Consider the following 21,558-nt stretch of genomic DNA (forward strand, 5'->3'; position numbering starts at 1 on the left):
ATAGCCTTACGTTTCCAAACGTAGGCTTTCCAAATCTAGCGCTATTTGTAGTTTTTGTTTTTCTTTAAACTGTTTAAGTCCTGCATCACGTTGTGCCACTAATACGCCAGCCTCTTTATAAGCTGGTGTCGTTACAACACTTACATCAATTAAACGACTTATCTTTGTGATGGTACGAATATATTCACCATTACTAATAGACCACTCAGTTCCTGTGCCATCGTCTGGGAACCAACAATGAAAACTACATTGGTTAACGTTGCCAACTTTTATATTTTCATATATGTCACGAGCGTAAGAAGTGTTAGGTAAGTAACATTTAAACTTCAAACCTTTTTCGTCTATCGATAATTCTAAGGTTTCAGCTTTTGTGCGACCTATCACATATTCGTCAGCATGATTAATCAAACATTTAACGTCTGATATATCTACACCATCTAATGAGCCTGGCTTAACAATTTCTTTATATCCTCCTACATCTTCGCTTAATACATTGAATAATAAAGCATGACCTTCTATAACCATATCTTGAGTAGCATCAACGTTACTGTTCGTCATATTCATCACCACCTTGAACAGCGTTGTTTATTTCACCCTTTATCTTATCCCGTTGATATTCTTCCAAAGCGGATAAAGGAATTTTGTTAAGGTCGACAAGTACATTCTCGCCATGTTCAATAGGTTTATAGTTAAACGCTGAACGTGCCTCGTTTATATCAATAATTGAGTCTTTAACCAAACGACTAATACGTTCAAGTTTAACTTCTGGATCACTATCAATTAATCGTGATACATCTGGTTTAACTACTACACTAGGATTAATATGTCTGAATATCTTCAAATCTAATTCTGCAATCATCATGCTAAATAATGGGTGCAACGTACTTTGTAAATACTCAATATTAGCTTGTGTAACAGACGTATTAACTGTTTCGATACCTAACTTAGATAAAGGTAAACCAAACGCCTTAGCGACTTGCTGTGTACTAAATTTATAGCTGTTTAAGAAGTTCAACGCTTCAGTTGGTATTTGAATACGTTCAAATTCCATTGTGTCGTCTAAAGTGATAATACCTCCATTGTTTCGTGCCATACTCTTTGCGAAATCATCTGTTATTACATCACGTTCTTCTTTCGACAACGCACCATCTTTCACTGTAAGTATGTTCGTTGAAGTACCTCCGTTATTAAAGAAATTCTTCAAGAAACCTTTTGAGCCTTGCGATATGCCAATTTCATTGACTAGCGCATATAAAGGCGAATAACCTTTAAACCCGTCTAATGTCATATATCTAAAATGTAAGATATCTTCACTCGTCACTTTCACATTGTTACCCTCGTAATCTTGTGTGAGGTTATATAGTATTTCGTGTGTATTGGTATCTTCTTCAATTGATACTAATTCATTGTGTAAAAAATGTAGCATTGTAGGTATACCGTTTTCATCTCGAACAATTTCAACGTACGCCTCGCCATTCAATAACATGTTAGCAATGATAATAAATTTAAAATGCCAACCTGTTAAGTCATCATGTGGGTTCCTGTTAAATAAGTTCAATACTTCTTCAAACAGTTCGTGACGTTCATAACCTTCTGTTTGTAATTTCGTACTTGCGATGTCACTCGCTATTACACTTACTGCAGTAAATACATCACTATTTTTTAACGCTTTAATACCTGTATATGAAGCATGTAAACCATGTTCTTCCATGTATATAATGCGTTGCAGGTCGTCATGTATCTTATCTTTATTGTTAAAGCCTAAATCAAATAGCGCCATCTATTTTTCACCACCTTTAGGACTCGGTATTGCATTGTTTATACTTAATGCTAAGCCCATAATAAAAAGCCCACCGATAACGTAAGCTAAAGGTGACCAGATAATATATAAACCATATATGATTGAAGATAGTCCTATAACCATCATTAATATGATGAATAGACCTAACAATATTATTTGCCACTGTTTCATTATCAAACCCTCCTTTATCTAAATATCGGTAATACTCGTTTTCTTTCCCACACAAATTCCATTGCTATAACATAAGCGAAGATTGTACTCATGACTGGATCTATTTTTTCTCGGTTAAGTTTTTTCTCAATCATGACTGAATCATTTACGTTTTTAGCAACTGCATTTTTAACTGCTATATCTAGCAACGGGTTTTTATGATGTTTTATTTGCCCATTAATAACTTTTAATCTGAAATCTATTACTGGGTTTGACAACGTTTGTGAACCTTGCCTAATTTCTATTAAGTCATATCCCCAACGTCTACGTTCGATTTCAGCTAAGAAACCATGTATCGCATGTGGGTCATAACAAATTGCCTGCACTTTTAATTGATTATCTAAAATATAACGTTCCATATAATCAAGTACTTGGTTACTATTAATAACGCCACTTTGTAAATCAGTAATGGTACAGAAACCATCTTTTGATAATTGGTTATAGTCAATCATGTCACGTTCACATTTAGCTTGTAGACCACCTTTAGTGCCGACAAATGAATGACTGGTTACATAGTATTGTTTTCTAACTTCATCTAGATGAATAAATGAAACTGCTGTTAAATCATCTGAACGCGACAAGTCTAAACCAATATATGTTTTAGTACCTTTCACATCAAAATCAGTTTCATTCTTTTTCCAATCGTTGAAGTCCAAATAAGATTCTTCACTCGCTTGCATCCAGTAATTGAAGTTCTTAACCAATACTTTGAACATTGTGTTTTTCTTCGTTCCAGCTGCAATACGTTTACTCAAATAATCTTCGAGTAATTCTTTCAACTCATACGACTCATTGATTAACGGGTTTGATTTAGCCCATGTTGTTTTGTCTTGCCATTCATCTTCACTATCTTGTTTGTATATGATCGTGAAGTATTCATCGTCTTGGTAATCTCCATTTAATATATCTAAAGAGTATGGCAATTCTTCTGTATACAACGGACTATTCAAATTAAAGCCAGCAGTTGAAATGATAAATATTAATGACTGCAGCAAGTTACCTTGACCAGATTCGATCAATTCAACCATTTCATTCGTCTTTGCTGCATGGTATTCGTCAATAACTGCCAAGAATGGTTCGAAACCGTCAATAGCACCTGTATCTCGTGATAAAGGCATGACGTAAGAATCGTCTTTTAAGTTTTTAAGTTCTTCTCTTACTTTCTTGACGTCTTTCTTGATTTCAGTATGCTTACTCACAAACCATTGCATTTGTTTAGCAACCATATTGAACACAATACTTGCCTGTTTCTTATCATTTGCAGCACAAAATATTTGCCTTCCTTCTTTTGGTTCTCTGTCAAATAAGAATGAATACAAGACTAAACCAGATACCAATATTGATTTACCTTGCTTTCTTGACATCGTGATATTTACTTTCTTAAATCTCAATGTATCTATATCTTCTGTAAACCAACCACGTACACTTGCGATAATGAACTTTTGAAATAGACCTAACTTATGAAACTTCCCTTTAGTATCTGGTAGTGCTTCAACAAACTTCATTACCTTTAATGCACGTTTCGGTTTATACACGTAATTAAAATCAATATCTTCATCAATACGCTTTAAATCTTTTAAATGACGAACACATGCTTGTTTCGTTTCTTTACATGTGATGTACTTTCCTGTTAGGACAAGTAAACAATACTCGTAAGCATCATCTTTATACACATCAGGTACATCGAATAATTCAATGTACGCTTTAGGTATCTTAGTCATCGTCATCTATTCCAAACTCATCATTGATTGACTTCGCCTTGTCCTTTTCAATCGGTATCACCAATCTCATACGTGAGTCAATCGTCATACCTAGTGAGCCACATATTGATTTCAATTCTTTTAACCCGTCCATATAGACCATGAATTGTGCAGTCTTTTTAGTATTATCTTCATTTACTGCGCCATACTTTGCTATATGTCTGTATGCCTCATCTACAATTGCGACTAATTGGCAATATCGTTTAATACGGTCATAGTCTAAATCAGCGATTGGTAGTTGTTCTAACAATGGCACAACTCTCAACCACTCTTTTTTAGCATCTGTTGTTAGATCCTTAGGTGCTTTGTCCAAATTAATAGCCTCGAACTGTTCAAGTCCGTTCTCTGTTAATTCAGCATCTGCTAATTCTTCTTTTGTATGATTTCCTGTTTTTGTAGCGTTCAACTTTCGTGGTCTTGCCATGTTTTGACACCTCCAATACGTAATTTTTACTATTTGAAATATTTAGTTTCTGGAATTCGGTCGTCCTTGTGGCATTTTCGATTAAAAGATTGTGCACAATCTATACGGGGTTTTCTTTGCCCTCCCCAAAATTTAAAAAATATTTTCTATGAATTTTGTTGTGACACTCCCGACACACCGTTTCCAAATTATCCATCGCCAATCTTTTCGACCAGTCCTGTTTTAATTCGATCTTATGATGGACAATTAAACTTCTATTTGTTATGACACCATGTTGCAAACACATTTGACACATGTACTTATCACGTAAAAGCACTTGTTTGCGTCTTTTACGCCATTCTGACGAGTGATAGAACTCGTTTGTACGTTTATCACGCTTAAACCTTACTTGCTCGTTATACGTCTTATGTGACTGTTTGCGATGCTCTTGTAGTTGGTCTTGTGTCATCGTCTTGTTGCCAAGTCTGACCTTTGGTTGTATGAATGACAATTCAAATCAACTTCTTTCACAAAAGAAAAAGAACAAACAATAAATTAATATTGAATGTTCTTCAACTTGATTATTTAATTTAGAAGTTCAATAGATATAATGAAATGTTTTCATTGGATCAACTTCTTTCACCTTTAATAAGGAATGAAAGATTAAAGACTATTGACTAACATGATTAAGTTATTATTATATTTAGTGTTATCTTCAATCTTTCTACAATATCATCTTATCAAGATTCAAACCGCAATTCGCTAGTGTGGTAATTGCGCTTTAGTCAAAGTGTATCCAACCAATTCTCTTAGCAGTATCTCTCATGATTTGATTACGCATACGTATAACCGAATACTGACTCAATACCTTATCGTCTTCCCTACGCTTAGTTAACTCATGAGCTATGTCTTCCCACTCATATATAAGCAGGTCCTTCTCCCAGTATCTATAATCAATAATGCCTTTCTGTTCTGGTGTAGCCATACGGTATACATCCTCTATTGCTTGTATCGTAGCCTGTAAGTTACGGTACTTCATATCTTGATGTAGCTTGACCACTTCACTCTCTACTGGGTTACTTGGTATGTTTGATTTACCACCACCTTGGTTAGTGTCTTCTGGTTGATACAGTATCTCGTATCTTCTATATAAAAGTTGCCCTTTTAAATTATCGTAGTTCATCCAAAACTGTTCTAACTTCGGGATATCTTCTTTACCTAATTTCATGTGAGTCCTCCTTATTATCTGATTCTTTTTTCAACTTATCTTGCAATGTTTCTTTTAATTTCTCTATATCCTCTTGAGTCATTGGTTCAAATACCAAACCATTTATTGTTTTGTTAGTCTCTTCGCGTCTTATTAAATATTTATTACGTTCTATTAAGTCTTTATTTAGTTTAAGCAGCCACATTGAGTTAATGGCTAGTATGATTGATATAATTATCCACATATTATTAACACTCCTCGTTTCCGTTCCTGTTCTGTTCCTTTTTGTTCCTCTTTTGTTCCTAAAATAAAATCATTTCGGAACACCTTCAACCTTAGAGCCAGTAAGCGTCATGAGTACCCGTTCCAGACGTTCCGACTTTTTTTACTACACTCTTATATATTTATTTATATATTTGTTTACTATATAAATTATAAAAATAGGAACAGTTGGAACAGTATATCTTTAACCGTTGCAGCTCTAGGGTTAAAAGTAGTTCCAGTTTTTAAAATTATTGGAACATTTTTTGGAACATTAACTAATTATGGAACAATTATTTATCTTTCATCATGCTATTTACAAAACTCCATTGAGGGTTTTCGTAATCATCATGTCTAAATTTCTTCTTCTCGAAACCATTTTCAAGTATTTTATTGATAAAGTCCTTTCTTCTTAACGGGAATTTATACCCCTCAAACTCACACCAATTTTGGTAATCAACATACACTTCTGTTATGACACGTTCATGTAAATTAACTTCAGATAGAAAACCAAGTAATGGATCATTGTCCTCTTTAAACTCTTCCATCTTCTGACTAGATACTGCTGGTATAGTAAACTTACGTCTGTGTAACAGTTGACCTAGCGCTTTAATGGCTAAGTTTAATATGTGACTTCTTGCTTCATCAGTAGTGACTTTCTTCTCTAAGAATGGGTCACGTTTAGGGTTATTCCTTAACTGTGCGTTCAATGGTACTAAAACCAATCTATCGAATATGCCGTTACTATTCTCAAACCATCTAGGTATGGCATTAGCACTGAACACAAGTTTGGCATAGTTACGGAACTGGAATGGGTCTTGACCTTTACGTTCTGCTGTAATACGTTCACCTGTTGATAGTTTCTTAAAGTTAGATGCATCTTTGATTGATTGTATTGGTATATCATCGCCTGCGTTTAACAACTTGTTGTGTAACTCTGCTAAGTTAAATCGTTCTGATAGTCCAGGTAAACTCACGCTCGAAACGTTTTCTTCTCCAACGAAGTTAGCCATCATATTCAGTAGTGTTGATTTACCGTTACCACCATTACCAACTAAAAGGAATGACTTGTCTAAGAAGTTTTGTTTAAATAACAGGTAACCAAATATCTCTGTGAACAGTTGAACGATTTCTAGGTCATCATCTGCAATGGTCAATAGTGCTTGGTCTACGATATCTGAATTGACTTTAGGGTCGTATGTTGCGTTAAACTTAGCTGTCACGACTATATCTGGTGAATGTGGTACTAAAGTATGGCTTGTAAAGTCATACACACCATTTAATACTGGAATAAAGAAAGGTGTAGCATGGTCTTTAACAGGTGCGATTAATCTAATGTACTCTAACGTTTCTCGTATCTGCGTTTGTTTAAGTGTTGGTATTTCATTGATAATGTGTTGCTTAATCTTCAGTTCATCATGTATATAAATACCATCATGGTAAATGTGTAAGGTGTTATCTAACGTGATGATATGGTATTTCTTTGTGATATATTTTGAAAACTTATGGTGTGCGAATTTTTTATCTTCAAAAAATGCATTGATGTTTTCTTCTATCGCATTGTTTTTTAGTTTCTCCATAAGTGTATGGTCTATTGTCACGCTATGTCCTCCTTCCATTAGTTGTATTGTTGCTCTCTACGTCTAATTTCTTTTTTCATAATACTGTCAAATGTTCTGTTTAATTCTTTTTCTTCTAAAGGTGGACTGTTACGTTCGTTCCACATCAGTAAAATACTATAAACAAGTTCTGGATCAATGTACCTTCTTAGCAAATGACCACATAATGATGTCGCTGTTGTGTTACGTTCCCCGTCGCCTACACCATCAAGTATTTTTATCCAGTGGTTTGTATCGTTTGGTGTGTAGTTACCACGCTTTTTAGGTACATCATTCACGTACTTAAGTACAACGTTCGTATCTAATATTGGTGCGTCATGGTACTTGAACACATAAGTGCTACCGTCATCTGATACTGTTGGCATATGCATATGTTGTGATAACACTGTTGAGGCGTTATCCACTAACACATCATCATCTGCTGGGTTATCTGTGTACGTTTTGTTCTTAAAGCCAATCACTGTGATTAACTTCTCTTGTAATGGTCTGTACTTTTCAACTGGTATTGGTTCAGTTACAGGTATGATAAGTCTATATTTAGGTGCTTGGTCTGTATGTCTATGACTTGAGTACATGACAAACGCAACACCGAAATGGTCTAGCATATGTTGATATAAATCAAAGTGAGGTGGACAGTCGTCTAAATCAAAAGTTAAAAGGGTTCTATTCTGGACGTTCGCATTTTCCCTTCTATTAATAACAGGACCACCTACAAAACCACCAGCACTTGCTTTAGATGTGAAAGTTTTCGGTTGAGATAGTACTCTGATAAAATCTTGGTATGATGTTGTGACAAGTTGTGGCTTATCCACTTTGTATAAGTCCTCGAAGTATGTGATTGTAATATCTACGTTATGTTTAAGTGTGATGTCATTTTGTAGGTTGATCATGTTAATTAACTCCTTTGAAATTGTTGTGACGTGTGATAGTTGTGTGAGGTATCCTTACCCCTCCATTACTGCCATTAATATAAGTGCTAATACAATTACTACAAATATTGTCGCTGCGATTAACATTAGTCATCACTCCTATTATTGATACGAAGTATTGTGACTTTCTCTTTTTCTAATTTTTTAATGTCACTAAGTTGACTTATGATTTGTAAGCAAAGTATTATGATGAGAATTTTATCCCATAGTAATGGATATAAACCATGCTGTACTTGGAACACTATTGTTGAAGAATTCAAAGTTATTACAATGATCATTAATATTTTCATAAACTCTCTCATTCAACATCGCCCCATTCCTGTGAACCATACTTCATTGTCTTTATATGCTTGTGTGTCTTCATAATAGATTGGTGCCACATAATTTTTATCATAATGCTTGTAGTAATCATCAAACTTTTTAATTTCAAACATATCACTTGTAGCACCATAATAGATTTCCCATTGTTTCATATCTTCCACATGCCATTTATCTCCCACTGCTATTGGGTCATTGTTAAAAATCAATACGTATTTAGTCATTTATACACCTCATAATCGATTGGTGCTGACATATCACTTGCGTAACTTTCGACGTCTATACTATCTTGCACACCAGCGTTTTTATATAATCGTTTGATTAATGTGTACAATGCTATTAGCGATATTGATAATGTGATTGATATTAGTTTCATAAGTTATTCCTCCCCTAGTAAATGTGGATGTTCAAATTTGTTACCAACTACTTCTACTTCATGATTACCGTATGCTAATACTTGACCACCTCTATAATTATCCATACGCCATTCTCCACTTCTAGCTTGAATAATTTCGAAGTAAGCATTACTTATAAATGGATTAGGTACAGGGTCATGTTTGACTATATCCCCCTCATAAATTTCCTTACAGTTCTTGTCGAATAGTCCAGTAAACTCTATTACTTCATAACGTCCTCTAAACATACTTTCGTGTATAGTCACGAATTTGCCTTCTTCATCAAATGTCCTTATTGATAAGTCTCCGTTTAACTCGATTTGTATATCATGCAACTCTTTTTTGTAAGCTTTGTAAGTTGGTTTATACCATTTTTGTTCTTCTATATCCCATACTCTGAATTTTGGTCTATTCATCTTCCCAACACTTCCTTTACCTTATCTAAAATATCTGGGTGACTTTCGCCACCCTTACACATATCCACTTGATCCGAATCCTTTTGTATCCCTCTCACTTTTTCCGTCGAACTCCTTCACTACATTTACTTCTGGTGTCACGATTGGTGTGATAACAAGTTGTGCTATTTTGTCGCCTTTTTTGATTCTGTATGAATTACCAGGGTTATCTGGCGCACCTATATCTGTATATTTCTCACCAGTTATTGTTAAAAAATCGCCATAATCGTTATAATCAATAGTGCTACTTCTTTGTTTATCATTCTTAATATTCACTTTCACATGTCCGTTATATCCTGCATCTATCTTTCCTGTTTCTACGACCAAATGCGTCTTGCTACTTACACCACTTCTACTGGTCAATAGACCTACATAACCTTCTGGAATGTCTACTGCTATATCTGTAGCAAGCAACATCTTTTCTTGTGGTTCAATCACTACTGTTTCTGCTGCATATATATCAAGTCCTGCACTCACACCGTATGCCCTAGTTGGTATTGTTGCGTTGTCTGATAGTAATTTGATGTTTAGGTTGTTCATACCAAACTTTGTAAATTCATAATTCGGTTCAGATGTACCGTTTCTACTTTTTATAATATGTTGTTTCATTTATTTGTCCTCACTTTCATCTAACTCTATTTCTTTCAAGTTATATTCTTTCATTGTTATATCTTCCAACGCTTCATGGTTACTTTGCTCAGAAGTCTTGAAATATACTACTTGGTTTTCTTTATCAAACAATGGACTGATCGAACCATATCGGAACAAATCTCTTAAGGTAAATACATAACTCATTCTTGGATAACTTCCTTTTACACTTAGTCCTTGTTGCTTTTTATATTCTTGCCAATCGCTTATTAACTCTTTAGATTCTTTGTTTCGTTTGTTTAGTCTATTATTCGTTTTGTTTACAAGTGTTTTAAGGTGTGGATTATCACGAAGAATGTCATCTGTAAAATCGGGTACTTCGTCAAAAACATTAAACGTACCATCTTCAGGCATTTCGAACTTACTTTTCAACCAATCTAATACTGCAGTTTCATGCTTATGCATTTTGTGTAATAACCTTAAAATCTCGAATGATTTTTGTTCATTTGCTTTATAGTAATAACTCATGTTATTTGCCACTCCTATTCATGTCATCTAGTAAATTGCTAAATTCATGTGTGCCGTCTAGTTCGTCCATACGCCTAAGTATTTCATTCGCTTTGCACATTTCAGCATGTTCGCCTTCTCCGCTTGTAGATACCCACACTCTTTCTAAAAATGGGTACTCAGACAATAATTCTTCCTTTAACTTGTGCCACATGTTTTCATAGTTTTTCTTCGCCATTTAATCAGCCTCCGTATCAATCACATTTATCGGTTTCTTTATTTTATGCACTTCAACTCTATTTTTAATTCTGTTAATAATTATTTGAAAACCATCAAATTCATCATCTTGTAGATACTTTTCTATCTCTTCTCTATTGATAGAAAATAATTGTTGTCCATCTTGATACATATATGATTTAATTTCCTTCATGAGTATCAGCCTCCTCATAGTCATAGACTTTATTTGCAAAATCTATTGATGTGGCTTTAATTAATATATCTTTGTGTGGACTTATAGATAAAATTGCATCTGTACCTATTCTCGTAGATATCATTTCCCACATTATTTCTAAATCTTCTTGCGAAAAGTCTTTATTTTTAAAAGTAAATAAACGTCCTTTAACGAAAACTTCTATTTCTTCAATCATCTGTTCCAGCCTCCAAATCATCTATGAAATGTACTAATCTGAAATATCTATGTTCACTTGGATTATTTAATGCTTTGTCTTTGATGTGTTCAGTGAGTTTACTGTATATACCGAATATTTCTTGCCAATGTTCAAAATATTTAGTCGTTTCTCTGTTCAGTGATTTAACTTCTTCCCTTAACTTCTCCACATCTCCAATAAGTGAATCTCGTTGTTTGGTCATGTCGTTCAATTGACCCTCTAACTTATAATTGTCATTACATTCTTTATCTAACTTATTGCTTAGTTCATCACGTTCACGCTTATACTTAATACTTTCTGCGACTGCTTCTTTTAATCCAGAAGTTAATTTGTTGTGTGCTGTTTTGTACTGATCGAGTTGTTTTTCTGTTTTGATAATTCGTTCACCTAATTCAGTTAATGTGTTCATTACTCCACCAGCCCTTCTTCTCTATCCCATATTAGTACTAACTTACCGTCTATTAACGTGTGAAATTCTACTGTACTGTCACGTTCTTCTTCTCTAATTGATGTATCGTAATGTGTATGAACAGTACCGTTTTCTCTTACTTCAACTAATGTGTCTAAGTTGGTGCGTTCTGTGATAGGTTCTTCAATTTCTATTTTGTACATATGGTATTTACGTACATTTTCCGACACAATAGGTATACCGTCGCTATTAAAATGAATAATTGCTTTTTCCCAATGCTCCTCATTTATAGGATGTTTAATCAAATTTTTAATATTATTTTCAAGCCCAAAAACTATAAACTCACGTGCCATCATTGCTTTCTCTTTTTTTATTATTGTCATGTTTTAGCCCTCCACATATTCATCATCTAAATTTGCACCGTTCTCAATCTGTTTCATCACTTCTCTTAAAACTTCTTTACCGAAGGAGTCTGTCGCGTTGTCTATGTGCAAGTTACCAGTCTTATTTTTATTCAAGTTATTATTAGCTACGATTAGTTCGTCTAAAATTGTTGGCATAAATACCACTCCCATATATCAAGATGCATTCCTAACTCTTTTTCTAACTTCAAATCGTGTGCTGCTTTAAATTGTCTTAACTGACTATCTGTCAACTTATGTTCTTGATTCACAAACGGTGTATGCGGCATACCTAGTAAAGTGTTGATTTCTTTACCAGGTATCACTGTAAACATCTTTTTGCCTTCTGAATTGTATAGATCGTATTTATCAAGTAGTCCCATACACTCACTCCCAATTCTCAATAGCGAAGTCTAAGCATTTACGTGCTTTCTTAATATCCTCTAGCCCATTCTTCTCTGGCGCTCTCATTTGATACTCCAACGCACTTGCCACGTTATGTGCTACTGACCCTTTATGATATTTATCAGCCACAATTGCGATGATGTCCTTCACTTCAATGTCACCTAACATATAATGTGATGGTTTGTTCACTGTATCGTGTGTGTCGTTATCTAATTTATCGTTTAGACCATTCATAAAATTTCTGATATTTTTCCCTGCTTGTCTCCATGCTTCTTCATTAAACTGTACTTCTGGTTCCTCTGTATCTTCTTCGTCTGTTGATAGGGTGTAGTAGTCAAATTTTTCTTTACCAAATTTATTATGATTAGGCGCGTACACCACCCTAGTTCTATAGTGATGGTCAGAACAACTATTTATCTCCATTAAATAACCTTCTATATATGATATAGTCCCGTAAAAATCAACATCCTCATGATTTATCCTCGTCACATGTACGCGATCACCAATATTAAACTTCATCAGCATATCCCTTCCTTCTCATAATATTCATCTGCCCACATAAATGCGTTTGCGTAACCTACTGTGTATGGGACTTTCAATTCACCGTTACATACTTTGCTAATCATCTTTCTGTCGTACAATGTTTCTTCTGATGCTCGAATTATACTTTTGTATTCATCTATCAATTGACCGTTCTCGTCTAAAAACACTACTGGTTTACATCTTTTCTTACTGTTCATGCGTGCTACATATTCATCAAATGTCATTTGCATTAGGTTATCTGCACCAATATTGTGTTTAGGTTCGTTTTTCACAAACACTTGATTGCCTTCTTTTATCGTTCCAACAAATGCTTTATAAACAAAATTTCGTGCGTTCATTGTTTTACCTTTGTATATGATGTACATGCTTCCATTAACCATGTTAGGTAATACAAAGTATTCATTACCGTATATGTTAGTCCCTTTAAATCTGCCTAAATTACTTACCTTTAGACCGTATATTTTGGTTTTTCTCCAAATTTCATCTTTTACTTTTAGCTTTATATTCATCTCTCTTTTCTCAGTAACATTTGATTTCTCATTTAAAATATAAGCATTTAATTTATTGTGATATATTCTCTTAACTGCGTATGACTTTACTGTGCTTGGTTCTACTCCTAACCACCCTGCTATCTCTTTATAAGTTGTTGACGTTTGTTTGTTGTATAGTGGCTCATACAAGTAAACTGTCTTGCCTGCACGTTCTTTTCTAGCCATTACTCCCACCCCTTAAAATACGAATAAAATAAGTTGTTGTAATACTCACTGCGTTGAACTGGTTTAGTTTCAGCTTTCTTGTATTTAACTTTCTTCTTCGGTGTAGTTTCATGCCAGTATATTACTGGTGCATGATGTGCTTTTCTCGCTAACATATTTATTCCTCCCTAATCAACCCATAATATTTCTGGTTCTAGTTCTTTTATTTTTCCGTCTATTAAGTCTGGTGACTTTTGTTCTGCTAAATTTTTGACGTATTCTTCTGCTTCTTCTTTAGTTCTGCCTCGTGCATATATTTCGACTCTTAACTCTGCAGTGACTTTCGCTACAACTAATCTTTGTGGTTCTTCCATGTGATCACTCCTCAATTAACTCTTTTTTAGTGAGATAATATTTATGTGATACCTTAAGAATGTCGTTAATGTTATGTCTAGCGCTTTTTAAATCTCTTTCTAATTCTTCTATTGTTTCGTCTAACGTTTCTTTAATTTTCGGACTTCTAGCCTTCAACCTTTTAATTTTTGTCTCATACATATTGATAAGCGTGTCCTTTTCTATTTTTAAATAAGGTTTTAATTGTTTCTTGAACTTCTTAATAATCGCTGCGTTGATATCTTTCTTAAATTCTTTCAAGTCTTGACTGTAATAGTAAGAAATTGTTATCACTTTATAGTCAAAACTAAGAACGATTTTATATTCATTAAATCTGTAATAATGTTTTTGTTCTTCTTCATCAGTATTAATGAATATCCCGTTTTCAATTGCTTGAGATATCCAGTTATACATGTCATTTCTGGTTTTACCGATATGGACACGTTGCCAATATCGTTCTATTGCATGTTGTGTAACGTGATACTTCCTACTCATTTAGTCATCTCCTCATTTTTGATATAAAGATAGCGCTAGACTTATATATTGCTAGCGCTTGTATTTAACTTAGAACGGTAAATCATCATCATCGATATCAATTGGACCATTAGCATTAGCAAATGGGTTATTACTGCTGTTACCTGCGTTTGACTCATTACCACCGTTTTGTTTCGCTTTAAATAGTTTTTCTTCTTCGCTGATAGGATATTCTTCATTCCATTGGTCTGCTTTGTCCTTTTCGTATTTAGCAGTGTATTTTAATCTGTTCACGTATTTGTCGCTGTAATCGTTGTACTCACGTTGAACATCAACAAAGATTGGTTTACCTACTAAATCATTTGTATCGAATGAGAAGTTTTCTTTCTTAACTGGTAGACCTGCGTTTTTAGTGAAGTTGTAGAACCAGTTTTTAACCCAATCGTGTTCAAAGTTGGCTAATTGGTAATGTGTGAACTCTCTACCATTCGCATCTACAAATGTGATAATTAATTGTGGGTGTCCGTTTTGTGTTTCTTTACCTTCGATATTTTTAATTTTTACTGTATGTTTACCTGCTGGTAAGAAGTTTCCTTGCTCTTTTGCGTTTGTGAAATCAATTGTCATTTTCATAATATAATCATCCTTTTAATTTATTTTTTATGGTATTTCCTAGTTTCCGTTTCTAATTGCATCTACGATTGTGCTTAACGTTGCATTTTCAAATCTCTTATTACTAATCGTCACGCTTGGTGAATGTCTTACTTTTGTTTCAAATAAGTCTGATGGTTCAACTGAGAAGATGTATTTAAAATCTTTCTTACCTTCTTGATCAGTCACTTCAATTAATGTTCTTGCGAGTACATCTGACTGGCTAACCACTGCTTTTTTAATTTGTTCTTGTGCTTCAATGGTTACAGTTGGATTAAGTGTTGCACCGTCTGTATCTTTCTCTTTATTCATTGCTTCATGACCTGTTACTGCAAAGTGGAATTTATGTTCCTGTTGTAATTTACCGATTAATCTATACATACTGACTATTCGTGTAGCTGCTGCGCCCCAGTCATTAAATGTAGGTTTACTAGATTTACCTTTCATGATGTCGTCCATTGTAATGTCACGTAACTTTTGAAGTGTTTCAATAACCACAATGTCTATTTGCTTACCCTGTTCACGTAAGGCTTGTAATACTTGTGGTAAGTTTGTGATGACGTACTGTAAATGTTCGAAGTTTTTAATTTCTACTACTGCACCGTCTTCTGTTACTGTCGTACCATCTTCATTTATGTCTAAAATTAAAGCGTTATTCTCTCTTGTTAGTGCTGTTGTTTTACCTGTACCAAAACGACCATATACTACGAATTTGTAAAACTTATCACTGTTACGTTTTGATATATCTTGTATGCGTAACTTACTTAGAATGTCACTCATGTGGTACCTCCTTATATTCAGTTGTTTCTGTTACTATTTTCATAATTGCGATATGATCACTCATATCTATACTTGAGTTATCTAAACCATCAAACTGTCTAGCACGCCCAAAATCAGTTGAGTAACTAATATGTGGTGCATTTTCAGTTGGTTTATTAGTTACATAAATATCAATCAACTTGTGTTTGATAATATAAGTGGTTATTTGTGCCAATTACTCCACCTCGTTTACATACTCACTGAACAATTCATCAGTGAAATCTTTTTTATTTTTCAATGCTTGATACACTTTCATATCAATCGTGCCTTTAACTTTTAACTCATATACAGTTAATCGTTTCTTCATGCCTACACGTTGCGCTCTTCCAAGTGCTTGTGTGTAATCTTGATAACTGTAAGTTGGTGTGTACATCACACAAAGTGAGTTGTACTGTAATTCAATACCAGCACCACCAGCCTGATATTGGACAATGGTTACACTGTTTTGTAACGTGTCCCATTCTTTCTTATTTGGTAGTACCTTCTGTTGACCACTTACTTCATAAACTGTTTTGCCTAACTTCTCTGCTAACTTGACCATGTCATCTTTCTCTTTTGTGAAGTGGTAGAAAATCAACACATTCTCTTTCGTACCGTCGAGTAACATTTCAAGCCAATTCAATTTAGCCTGTTGATTACCGTAGTACCTTAACGCTGCTTGTAATCTAGGTTGTGTATCGTACTGGATAATGGTCTGTGTATCTAAATCGATTAATGCTCTATCTTTTAATACTTTTTTATATTCTGTAGACTTAGGTAGCTTGATTTCTTCAAACTGCATTTCAGGTAAATCGTGAAAATAATCTGTATCTCTACTCACACTGAATGACTCAAACCATTTCTTTAAAGTACGCTCGTTGATGTATCCCGTTATGACTGGATATTGTTTGCCGTCCTTACGTTTCTTCATTTCTTTAACTGCAAATTCACGTTCAAATTGTGTTTTGTTTTTGACGTATCCGTTGATGATGAAATAGTTTATACAGTCGCCCCAACCATTACTTGCTGGTGTTGCCGATAACATGCACCAACCCGTACTCACATCAATCAATTTACGAGCATATTTACCCTGATTACTGGTAGGGTTTTTAATTCCCTGACATTCGTCAAATATGACGTAGTAACCTTTGTACTGTTTCCATACGTCCTTTTGTCGCAACTTGCCATAACTTAACGTTTCGTAAGGTATATCAATGTTGTATCTTGTGTTCACGAACTCTATCTCATGGTCCCAACCACCTTCTAAAATCTTGGCAGGTGGTGCAACAATCAATAGTTTTTCACCTTTGTTGTACTTAAGATAATGGTGGAGTGAAACTAACGTTTTTCCACTAGATGTCCCTAAAGCCATTAATGTGTTCTTCGGTAACCCTTTGAGAACTTCTACTTGCGTAGGTTTCAGGATTAGGTTTGTAGATACCATGCTCACTAAGTCTTTGTTTAACTTCATCGAGTGACTTTGCGACAATGCCTATACCTCCAGACATATTTATTTTTATTAAGTTGATAATTTGGTTTGTGCTTAATTCACCTTTACCATCTGGTCTCTTAACTTCTATTGCTACGAAGTGACCAAAATAACTACATAAGATATCGGGTATGCCAGACTTTTGGAACTGACTGCCACCATGTATTTTATAAACCACTGTGTGATATGGTGGTCCGTCTTTACCGTTGTATGACTCTAACCATTTGATAATGGCTTGTTCTACTTTCTTCTCTGGTCCAGCCATTAGAAAATCACCTTTACATTAGTCGGTCTGTCATACCTTTCAGGTTCCAACATAAAGCAATAATTCATTCTGTTTTTGAACTCTCGTTTACCTTCTTTATCCAACATGATTTGACCACGTTCAGTACCGTTCAAGAAATCGATACTGTATTTCATTGTCATATCACTAAAATAATTCTCGACTTTGAAATCGAATGTTATACCGTTAAGGTGTAAATATTGGAATATCTCATTGTCGATTTGGTGTAAGATATTCAATGGATGTGTATCATGCATACTTGTCATCCTTTCTATTAAGTTGTATAATTTCTGTAATAATATTTCTAATTTCATTTACTCCTTCTGTCTGCAAACAGTTGGAGTTTTTTATTTGTTTTGATAAATCATGTTCTCACTCCTTTTATTTGGTACAATTAAATTAATTTAATATGAAAGTGTGGTGAGAAAATATGACTCCATATATCGACCCTGATAAGTTCGCTGCTGCTTTAATAAGTACTAAGAATTTTGAAGCTTCTAAAAACTCCGTTTCCCCTGGTAAGGTAAATGTTGATAAAGCTTTGAAACTATACGTTGAAGCTATTGAAAAAGCTAACAAATTCAATGATGAGTACTCTAAATCAGCTGAACAACAAAAGTCTCAAGACACTCTTGATGCTTTAGATGTTTTAAACAACATCAAATTCTAGTTATAGTAAGCGTTGAGCATGCGAGCTAACGACTTGCGTTCCTCTTCGCTTATTTGATTTTCATAAAAGAATTTTTGTGTTTTAATAAATAAAGCTGAAACTCTAAGTTCATCAATTTCTGATTCAATTAGAGGGTTTAGATTAACCATCTCTTTTTTATCTCTATTCAAAATCTTTTTAATATCCATCTACTCCTCCTCCATTTCCTTTACTTGGTCCCACGCTTCAAACAACATCACTGTGAGTAACCAGGACAGGAACGAATGTTCAAACGGCGTTACGCTAAACGCTGCAATAATGAAGAACTCTAGTATTAAGAACATTGTTAATGTGACGTATTTCATTTAGTTAACCTCCGTTTCATTTTGCATAAGGTTATTTGCTATATAATCAATAGCTGGTGCTACTTTGATGTAACGCTTGTTTCCGTTTCCAAATCGATACATACATTTTTCTTGAAAACCTTTATTAGCGAAAACTTTCCTTTCCAGATCGTTCTCTGATATCCCGCTAATTCTTTTGAACTCTTTCACGTCTGCAAAACCGATGAATTCCATGTTAACCACTCCTTAATTACGGTTTAACCGTTATTCTTAGGTAAAAAAATAATCTCATTATAAGTGACATTAAATTCTTCCTCAATTCTTTCAATCTGTGGAACATTTGGGAACGTCTTTGCTTTTTCCCAGTTGTGCCAAACGTCTGCTGAAACCCCTACTCTCTCTCCTGCTTGTGCTTGCGTTAAATCAAACTTAGCTCTTAACATTTTTAAAGTGTAGGGTTCACGTCTTAGTTGAACATCTTGCATATTTTCACCCCGCTTTCTTTTTCTAACTGTCATAACTATACTACGGTAAAAACGTAATGTCAACGGTTAAAACATAATATTTTTTTAATACTTGTAAATATTACGGATAAAACGTATAATGAATTTGTAGACATTATATAGAAGGGAATGATAATTATGTTGGGTAACAAAGAAGTAATGGCTAAAAATATTTCTAAGTATATGAAAGAGAAAAATGTTGACAGAACTAAATTGTCTAATGATTTAAAATTAAAATATACAACTGTTTCAGATTGGATAAACGCTAAAACATACCCACGTATAGATAAAATAGAATTACTTGCTAATTACTTCGGCGTTTCTAAAGCTGATTTAGTTGAAGAAGAATACAAACCGACTACGATCGCAGCGCATCTTGATGGCGAAGTAAACGACCTAGACGAAGATGAAATGCAAAAAGTATTAGAATATGTGAAATTTTTGAAATCACAACAAGGGAAATAGCATCACTTCGGTGGTGCTTAATATAAATATAAAATAAAGGAGAATGTGGAATGGAAGAAAATAAAAAAGAGATGTCTAATAAAGAATTTGCGATTGGATGTGTTGGACTAATAGCAGTATTAGCTTTGATTTTATTTTTATTCATGGGTTGTATGGCTAAAATGACGGAAGATAGTCAACCTAGCAAAGAAGAAAAAGAAATCGAAGAAACAAATAAGAGATTAGAAGAAAAAGCTAAGAAAACAGAAAAAGAGAACACTAATAAATCAGAAGAAGTCAAAAAAATTAGTGATGCCGATATTGAAGATTTTAAAGACACTGTCCGAAGAAGATTAGAGCAAAACGGACTTGATAACTATGTAACGAAAGTCGATACTCCGAACGATGATACTATTTCTTATTATGTTTCTAATGACGTTAAACAATTAACTAAAAAAGAGAAAGAGAATTTATCAACTAATATTGGTAAAGAATTGCAAGGTGCTGCTTTAGCAACATATTTAGGTGGGGATAAAAATGATGTACCATTTATTGATGGTTTTTATGAAGACAAAGAGCCATTCAGCAGAACTTCTGGACTTGATAAAAATAAATTTAGCATAATCAACTAACCCTCACACTACGTGAGGTTTTCTTATAAGGAGGAATAACTATGGCATCATTTACAGTTACGAAACGTAAAAACAAAACATCTGTTTCTTGGCAATATGATGTTAAACATAAATCTTTTAAATCGGGGAAAAAGCGTAAATCTGGTTTTAAAACTAAAGCAGAAGCAACATACGCTGCGCAACAATTAATAAGAGATTTAGAAGATGGCAATATGATTGAAGATAATAAAACGTTTGAAAATTATTATACTGATTGGCTAGTAAATAAGAATAAGAAAAGTTTGTCCAAAAAGCAGTATTACTGGTATGAGCGATCAATCGATTTGTTCAATGATTATTTTGGTAAGAACATGCTTATTAAAAATATCACACGTTCAGAGTATCAGAAATTCTTAAATAAATACGGTAATGGTCGTACTTCCGAAACGGTTAGAAAAGTAAATGGCTGTATTGCACCATGTTTACGTGATGCTATATACGATGGATATTTGAAAAAGGACCCTACTTATAATGTTGTTGCTAAAGGTACTAAGAAAACTAAAAGCGAAGAAACTAAGTTCATGACTATTAATGAGTATGAGTCAATGTTGGAATACTTCAAAACACGAGATGAACAAAGTTATATATTTTTATATTTACTTGCTATAACTGGTGCTAGATATAGCGATATTATTAATATGACTTACGACGATCTAAATAAAGAACCAGGTATCGTACATTTACCAGGTACAAAAACATCTAACTCAAAACGTGATGTAGAGGTTAACCATAAAGACGTGATACTTCTCAATAATAAACTGTCTAAGCTACCTAGACGAATTGACGGTAAACTATTTAAGTTATCACATACAGCTGTTAGAAAAGCGTTTGACCATACTAAAAAAGAATTAGGTATAGAAGATGCAAAGATAACACCATATGCCCTACGACACACGCATACATCATATTTATTAAGTAAAGGTATACCTGTTGAATATATTAGCAAGAGATTAGGTCATTCGAATATATCTATTACATTAGATATTTATTCACACCTTTTAGATGAACATAAAAAAGAGCAAGGTCAGAAAGTAAGAGAATTATTCTCTTGACACTTTTTTGACACTTGCTCAGGTATATTAACTTAACAATCGCAAGAAAACCCAGTAACACCAAGGCTTTGAATTAATTATTAATTAGTGTAAGAACTCTCATAATATCCGTTGCACCTAATTTTTCTTCGTAGAACTTTAATGCTTCAATACTATTTTTAAAATTAAAATAAGTATTAACTTCCACTTTACAACGCCTCCTCAATCTTTTTATATCATATTGAGTATAACGT

General features: G+C 34.0%; 40 protein-coding genes and 1 pseudogene. 4 read left to right on the top strand and 37 right to left on the bottom strand.

What is annotated here, in order from left to right; translation table 11 throughout:
* Window positions 1–6 precede the first annotated feature (6 nt).
* The 34 genes from LQ677_RS12545 to LQ677_RS12710 form a co-directional block, all read right to left on the bottom strand.
* Window positions 7–558, bottom strand: coding sequence for an HK97 family phage prohead protease (locus LQ677_RS12545; RefSeq protein WP_239748960.1), 552 nt, complete (start codon window positions 556–558; stop codon window positions 7–9).
* On the bottom strand, window positions 545–1,780 hold the full coding sequence (locus LQ677_RS12550) for a phage portal protein (protein WP_239748961.1): 1,236 nt from the start codon (window positions 1,778–1,780) through the stop codon (window positions 545–547). The genes LQ677_RS12545 and LQ677_RS12550 overlap by 14 nt, the downstream gene beginning before the upstream one ends.
* Window positions 1,781–1,972 (bottom strand): hypothetical protein, encoded by a 192-nt coding sequence (locus LQ677_RS12555; RefSeq protein WP_239748962.1) that lies wholly within the window; start codon window positions 1,970–1,972, stop codon window positions 1,781–1,783.
* A gap of 14 nt (window positions 1,973–1,986) precedes the next feature.
* Window positions 1,987–3,738 carry a terminase large subunit gene (locus LQ677_RS12560; RefSeq protein ID WP_239748963.1) on the bottom strand — a complete coding sequence of 584 codons (1,752 nt, stop codon included), beginning with the start codon at window positions 3,736–3,738 and terminating at the stop codon, window positions 1,987–1,989.
* Window positions 3,725–4,195: a phage terminase small subunit P27 family gene (locus LQ677_RS12565; protein ID WP_239748964.1), complete on the bottom strand. Its 471-nt coding sequence runs from the start codon at window positions 4,193–4,195 to the stop codon at window positions 3,725–3,727. Before LQ677_RS12565 ends, LQ677_RS12560 begins: the two co-directional genes overlap by 14 nt.
* A 100-nt stretch (window positions 4,196–4,295) precedes the next feature.
* Entirely contained in the window at window positions 4,296–4,643 is a 348-nt protein-coding gene (locus LQ677_RS12570) for an HNH endonuclease (protein WP_374199846.1), read from the bottom strand.
* 312 nt (window positions 4,644–4,955) lie between these two features.
* Window positions 4,956–5,402, bottom strand: coding sequence for a transcriptional regulator (locus tag LQ677_RS12575; RefSeq protein ID WP_232181551.1), 447 nt, complete (start codon window positions 5,400–5,402; stop codon window positions 4,956–4,958).
* A complete protein-coding gene (locus LQ677_RS12580; RefSeq protein ID WP_239748965.1) occupies window positions 5,389–5,625 on the bottom strand; it encodes a hypothetical protein in 237 nt (78 codons plus the stop codon). Before LQ677_RS12580 ends, LQ677_RS12575 begins: the two co-directional genes overlap by 14 nt.
* A gap of 310 nt (window positions 5,626–5,935) precedes the next feature.
* Window positions 5,936–7,243, bottom strand: coding sequence for a DNA primase family protein (locus LQ677_RS12585; RefSeq protein WP_239748966.1), 1,308 nt, complete (start codon window positions 7,241–7,243; stop codon window positions 5,936–5,938).
* 17 nt (window positions 7,244–7,260) lie between these two features.
* Window positions 7,261–8,151: a primase alpha helix C-terminal domain-containing protein gene (locus LQ677_RS12590; RefSeq protein ID WP_239748967.1), complete on the bottom strand. Its 891-nt coding sequence runs from the start codon at window positions 8,149–8,151 to the stop codon at window positions 7,261–7,263.
* 125 nt (window positions 8,152–8,276) lie between these two features.
* Window positions 8,277–8,480 carry a hypothetical protein gene (locus LQ677_RS12595; protein WP_239748968.1) on the bottom strand — a complete coding sequence of 68 codons (204 nt, stop codon included), beginning with the start codon at window positions 8,478–8,480 and terminating at the stop codon, window positions 8,277–8,279.
* A gap of 12 nt (window positions 8,481–8,492) precedes the next feature.
* The gene (locus LQ677_RS12600; protein ID WP_239748970.1) at window positions 8,493–8,732 is read right to left on the bottom strand and encodes a hypothetical protein; all 240 of its coding nucleotides are present in this window, start codon (window positions 8,730–8,732) and stop codon (window positions 8,493–8,495) included.
* Window positions 8,729–8,884 (bottom strand): hypothetical protein, encoded by a 156-nt coding sequence (locus LQ677_RS12605; protein ID WP_239748971.1) that lies wholly within the window; start codon window positions 8,882–8,884, stop codon window positions 8,729–8,731. Before LQ677_RS12605 ends, LQ677_RS12600 begins: the two co-directional genes overlap by 4 nt.
* 3 nt (window positions 8,885–8,887) lie before the next feature.
* Window positions 8,888–9,319, bottom strand: coding sequence for a YopX family protein (locus LQ677_RS12610; protein WP_239748972.1), 432 nt, complete (start codon window positions 9,317–9,319; stop codon window positions 8,888–8,890).
* A 54-nt stretch (window positions 9,320–9,373) separates the two neighbouring features.
* On the bottom strand, window positions 9,374–9,898 hold the full coding sequence (locus LQ677_RS12615; protein ID WP_239749000.1) for a dUTP diphosphatase: 525 nt from the start codon (window positions 9,896–9,898) through the stop codon (window positions 9,374–9,376).
* Window positions 9,899–9,967: 69 nt separating this feature from the next.
* Entirely contained in the window at window positions 9,968–10,474 is a 507-nt protein-coding gene (locus LQ677_RS12620) for a hypothetical protein (RefSeq protein ID WP_239748973.1), read from the bottom strand.
* 1 nt (window position 10,475) lies between these two features.
* Window positions 10,476–10,691: a hypothetical protein gene (locus LQ677_RS12625; RefSeq protein ID WP_239748974.1), complete on the bottom strand. Its 216-nt coding sequence runs from the start codon at window positions 10,689–10,691 to the stop codon at window positions 10,476–10,478.
* Window positions 10,692–10,883: a hypothetical protein gene (locus tag LQ677_RS12630; protein WP_239748975.1), complete on the bottom strand. Its 192-nt coding sequence runs from the start codon at window positions 10,881–10,883 to the stop codon at window positions 10,692–10,694.
* Window positions 10,870–11,100, bottom strand: a complete 231-nt coding sequence (locus LQ677_RS12635; RefSeq protein ID WP_239748976.1) for a hypothetical protein — start codon at window positions 11,098–11,100, stop codon at window positions 10,870–10,872. The genes LQ677_RS12630 and LQ677_RS12635 overlap by 14 nt, the downstream gene beginning before the upstream one ends.
* Entirely contained in the window at window positions 11,093–11,530 is a 438-nt protein-coding gene (locus LQ677_RS12640) for a hypothetical protein (protein ID WP_239748977.1), read from the bottom strand. Before LQ677_RS12640 ends, LQ677_RS12635 begins: the two co-directional genes overlap by 8 nt.
* On the bottom strand, window positions 11,530–11,913 hold the full coding sequence (locus tag LQ677_RS12645; RefSeq protein ID WP_239748978.1) for a hypothetical protein: 384 nt from the start codon (window positions 11,911–11,913) through the stop codon (window positions 11,530–11,532). Before LQ677_RS12645 ends, LQ677_RS12640 begins: the two co-directional genes overlap by 1 nt.
* A gap of 3 nt (window positions 11,914–11,916) precedes the next feature.
* On the bottom strand, window positions 11,917–12,090 hold the full coding sequence (locus tag LQ677_RS12650) for a hypothetical protein (protein ID WP_239748979.1): 174 nt from the start codon (window positions 12,088–12,090) through the stop codon (window positions 11,917–11,919).
* On the bottom strand, window positions 12,075–12,314 hold the full coding sequence (locus LQ677_RS12655; RefSeq protein ID WP_239748980.1) for a DUF3269 family protein: 240 nt from the start codon (window positions 12,312–12,314) through the stop codon (window positions 12,075–12,077). Before LQ677_RS12655 ends, LQ677_RS12650 begins: the two co-directional genes overlap by 16 nt.
* Before the next feature lie 4 nt (window positions 12,315–12,318).
* Entirely contained in the window at window positions 12,319–12,861 is a 543-nt protein-coding gene (locus LQ677_RS12660) for a DUF3310 domain-containing protein (protein WP_239748981.1), read from the bottom strand.
* Window positions 12,855–13,595, bottom strand: coding sequence for a helix-turn-helix transcriptional regulator (locus tag LQ677_RS12665; protein ID WP_239748982.1), 741 nt, complete (start codon window positions 13,593–13,595; stop codon window positions 12,855–12,857). Before LQ677_RS12665 ends, LQ677_RS12660 begins: the two co-directional genes overlap by 7 nt.
* Window positions 13,595–13,750, bottom strand: a complete 156-nt coding sequence (locus LQ677_RS12670) for a hypothetical protein (protein WP_239748983.1) — start codon at window positions 13,748–13,750, stop codon at window positions 13,595–13,597. The genes LQ677_RS12665 and LQ677_RS12670 overlap by 1 nt, the downstream gene beginning before the upstream one ends.
* Before the next feature lie 12 nt (window positions 13,751–13,762).
* Window positions 13,763–13,948 carry a hypothetical protein gene (locus LQ677_RS12675; RefSeq protein WP_204206115.1) on the bottom strand — a complete coding sequence of 62 codons (186 nt, stop codon included), beginning with the start codon at window positions 13,946–13,948 and terminating at the stop codon, window positions 13,763–13,765.
* A gap of 4 nt (window positions 13,949–13,952) precedes the next feature.
* Window positions 13,953–14,462, bottom strand: a complete 510-nt coding sequence (locus LQ677_RS12680) for a hypothetical protein (protein ID WP_239748984.1) — start codon at window positions 14,460–14,462, stop codon at window positions 13,953–13,955.
* A gap of 69 nt (window positions 14,463–14,531) precedes the next feature.
* Entirely contained in the window at window positions 14,532–15,074 is a 543-nt protein-coding gene (locus tag LQ677_RS12685) for a DUF669 domain-containing protein (protein WP_239748985.1), read from the bottom strand.
* Between the two features lie 39 nt (window positions 15,075–15,113).
* Complete coding sequence (locus LQ677_RS12690; protein WP_103361725.1) at window positions 15,114–15,872, bottom strand: AAA family ATPase; 759 nt, start codon at window positions 15,870–15,872, stop codon at window positions 15,114–15,116.
* Window positions 15,865–16,086: a DUF2483 family protein gene (locus tag LQ677_RS12695; RefSeq protein WP_239748986.1), complete on the bottom strand. Its 222-nt coding sequence runs from the start codon at window positions 16,084–16,086 to the stop codon at window positions 15,865–15,867. The genes LQ677_RS12690 and LQ677_RS12695 overlap by 8 nt, the downstream gene beginning before the upstream one ends.
* Window positions 16,087–17,262, bottom strand: coding sequence for a helicase-related protein (locus LQ677_RS12700; RefSeq protein WP_239748987.1), 1,176 nt, complete (start codon window positions 17,260–17,262; stop codon window positions 16,087–16,089).
* Window positions 17,243–17,644, bottom strand: coding sequence for a VRR-NUC domain-containing protein (locus LQ677_RS12705; RefSeq protein ID WP_239748989.1), 402 nt, complete (start codon window positions 17,642–17,644; stop codon window positions 17,243–17,245). Before LQ677_RS12705 ends, LQ677_RS12700 begins: the two co-directional genes overlap by 20 nt.
* Entirely contained in the window at window positions 17,644–17,976 is a 333-nt protein-coding gene (locus tag LQ677_RS12710; protein WP_239748990.1) for a hypothetical protein, read from the bottom strand. The genes LQ677_RS12705 and LQ677_RS12710 overlap by 1 nt, the downstream gene beginning before the upstream one ends.
* 116 nt (window positions 17,977–18,092) lie before the next feature.
* On the opposite strand from LQ677_RS12710, the gene LQ677_RS12715 reads away from it, so the two are divergent.
* Window positions 18,093–18,332 carry a hypothetical protein gene (locus tag LQ677_RS12715; protein WP_239748991.1) on the top strand — a complete coding sequence of 80 codons (240 nt, stop codon included), beginning with the start codon at window positions 18,093–18,095 and terminating at the stop codon, window positions 18,330–18,332.
* Here the strand turns inward: LQ677_RS12715 and LQ677_RS12720 are convergent.
* The 3 genes from LQ677_RS12720 to LQ677_RS12730 all read right to left on the bottom strand — a co-directional run bounded on the left by LQ677_RS12720 (window position 18,329) and on the right by LQ677_RS12730 (window position 19,140).
* Window positions 18,329–18,520 carry a hypothetical protein gene (locus tag LQ677_RS12720; RefSeq protein ID WP_129407454.1) on the bottom strand — a complete coding sequence of 64 codons (192 nt, stop codon included), beginning with the start codon at window positions 18,518–18,520 and terminating at the stop codon, window positions 18,329–18,331. The two genes, LQ677_RS12715 and LQ677_RS12720, sit on opposite strands and share 4 nt — an antisense overlap.
* Before the next feature lie 156 nt (window positions 18,521–18,676).
* Window positions 18,677–18,889: a hypothetical protein gene (locus LQ677_RS12725; protein WP_204236273.1), complete on the bottom strand. Its 213-nt coding sequence runs from the start codon at window positions 18,887–18,889 to the stop codon at window positions 18,677–18,679.
* A 23-nt stretch (window positions 18,890–18,912) separates the two neighbouring features.
* A complete protein-coding gene (locus LQ677_RS12730) occupies window positions 18,913–19,140 on the bottom strand; it encodes a helix-turn-helix transcriptional regulator (RefSeq protein WP_210136215.1) in 228 nt (75 codons plus the stop codon).
* Between the two features lie 156 nt (window positions 19,141–19,296).
* On the opposite strand from LQ677_RS12730, the pseudogene LQ677_RS12735 reads away from it, so the two are divergent.
* The 3 genes and pseudogenes from LQ677_RS12735 to LQ677_RS12745 all read left to right on the top strand — a co-directional run.
* Window positions 19,297–19,512: pseudogene (locus tag LQ677_RS12735) on the top strand (helix-turn-helix domain-containing protein); the annotation flags it as partial.
* A gap of 161 nt (window positions 19,513–19,673) precedes the next feature.
* The gene (locus LQ677_RS12740; RefSeq protein ID WP_239748992.1) at window positions 19,674–20,234 is read left to right on the top strand and encodes a hypothetical protein; all 561 of its coding nucleotides are present in this window, start codon (window positions 19,674–19,676) and stop codon (window positions 20,232–20,234) included.
* A gap of 41 nt (window positions 20,235–20,275) precedes the next feature.
* The gene (locus tag LQ677_RS12745) at window positions 20,276–21,325 is read left to right on the top strand and encodes a tyrosine-type recombinase/integrase (protein WP_239748994.1); all 1,050 of its coding nucleotides are present in this window, start codon (window positions 20,276–20,278) and stop codon (window positions 21,323–21,325) included.
* Window positions 21,326–21,558: the final 233 nt, after the last annotated feature.

The organism is Mammaliicoccus sp. Q-M61, from assembly GCF_022386055.1.
Classification (GTDB): domain Bacteria; phylum Bacillota; class Bacilli; order Staphylococcales; family Staphylococcaceae; genus Mammaliicoccus; species Mammaliicoccus sciuri_A.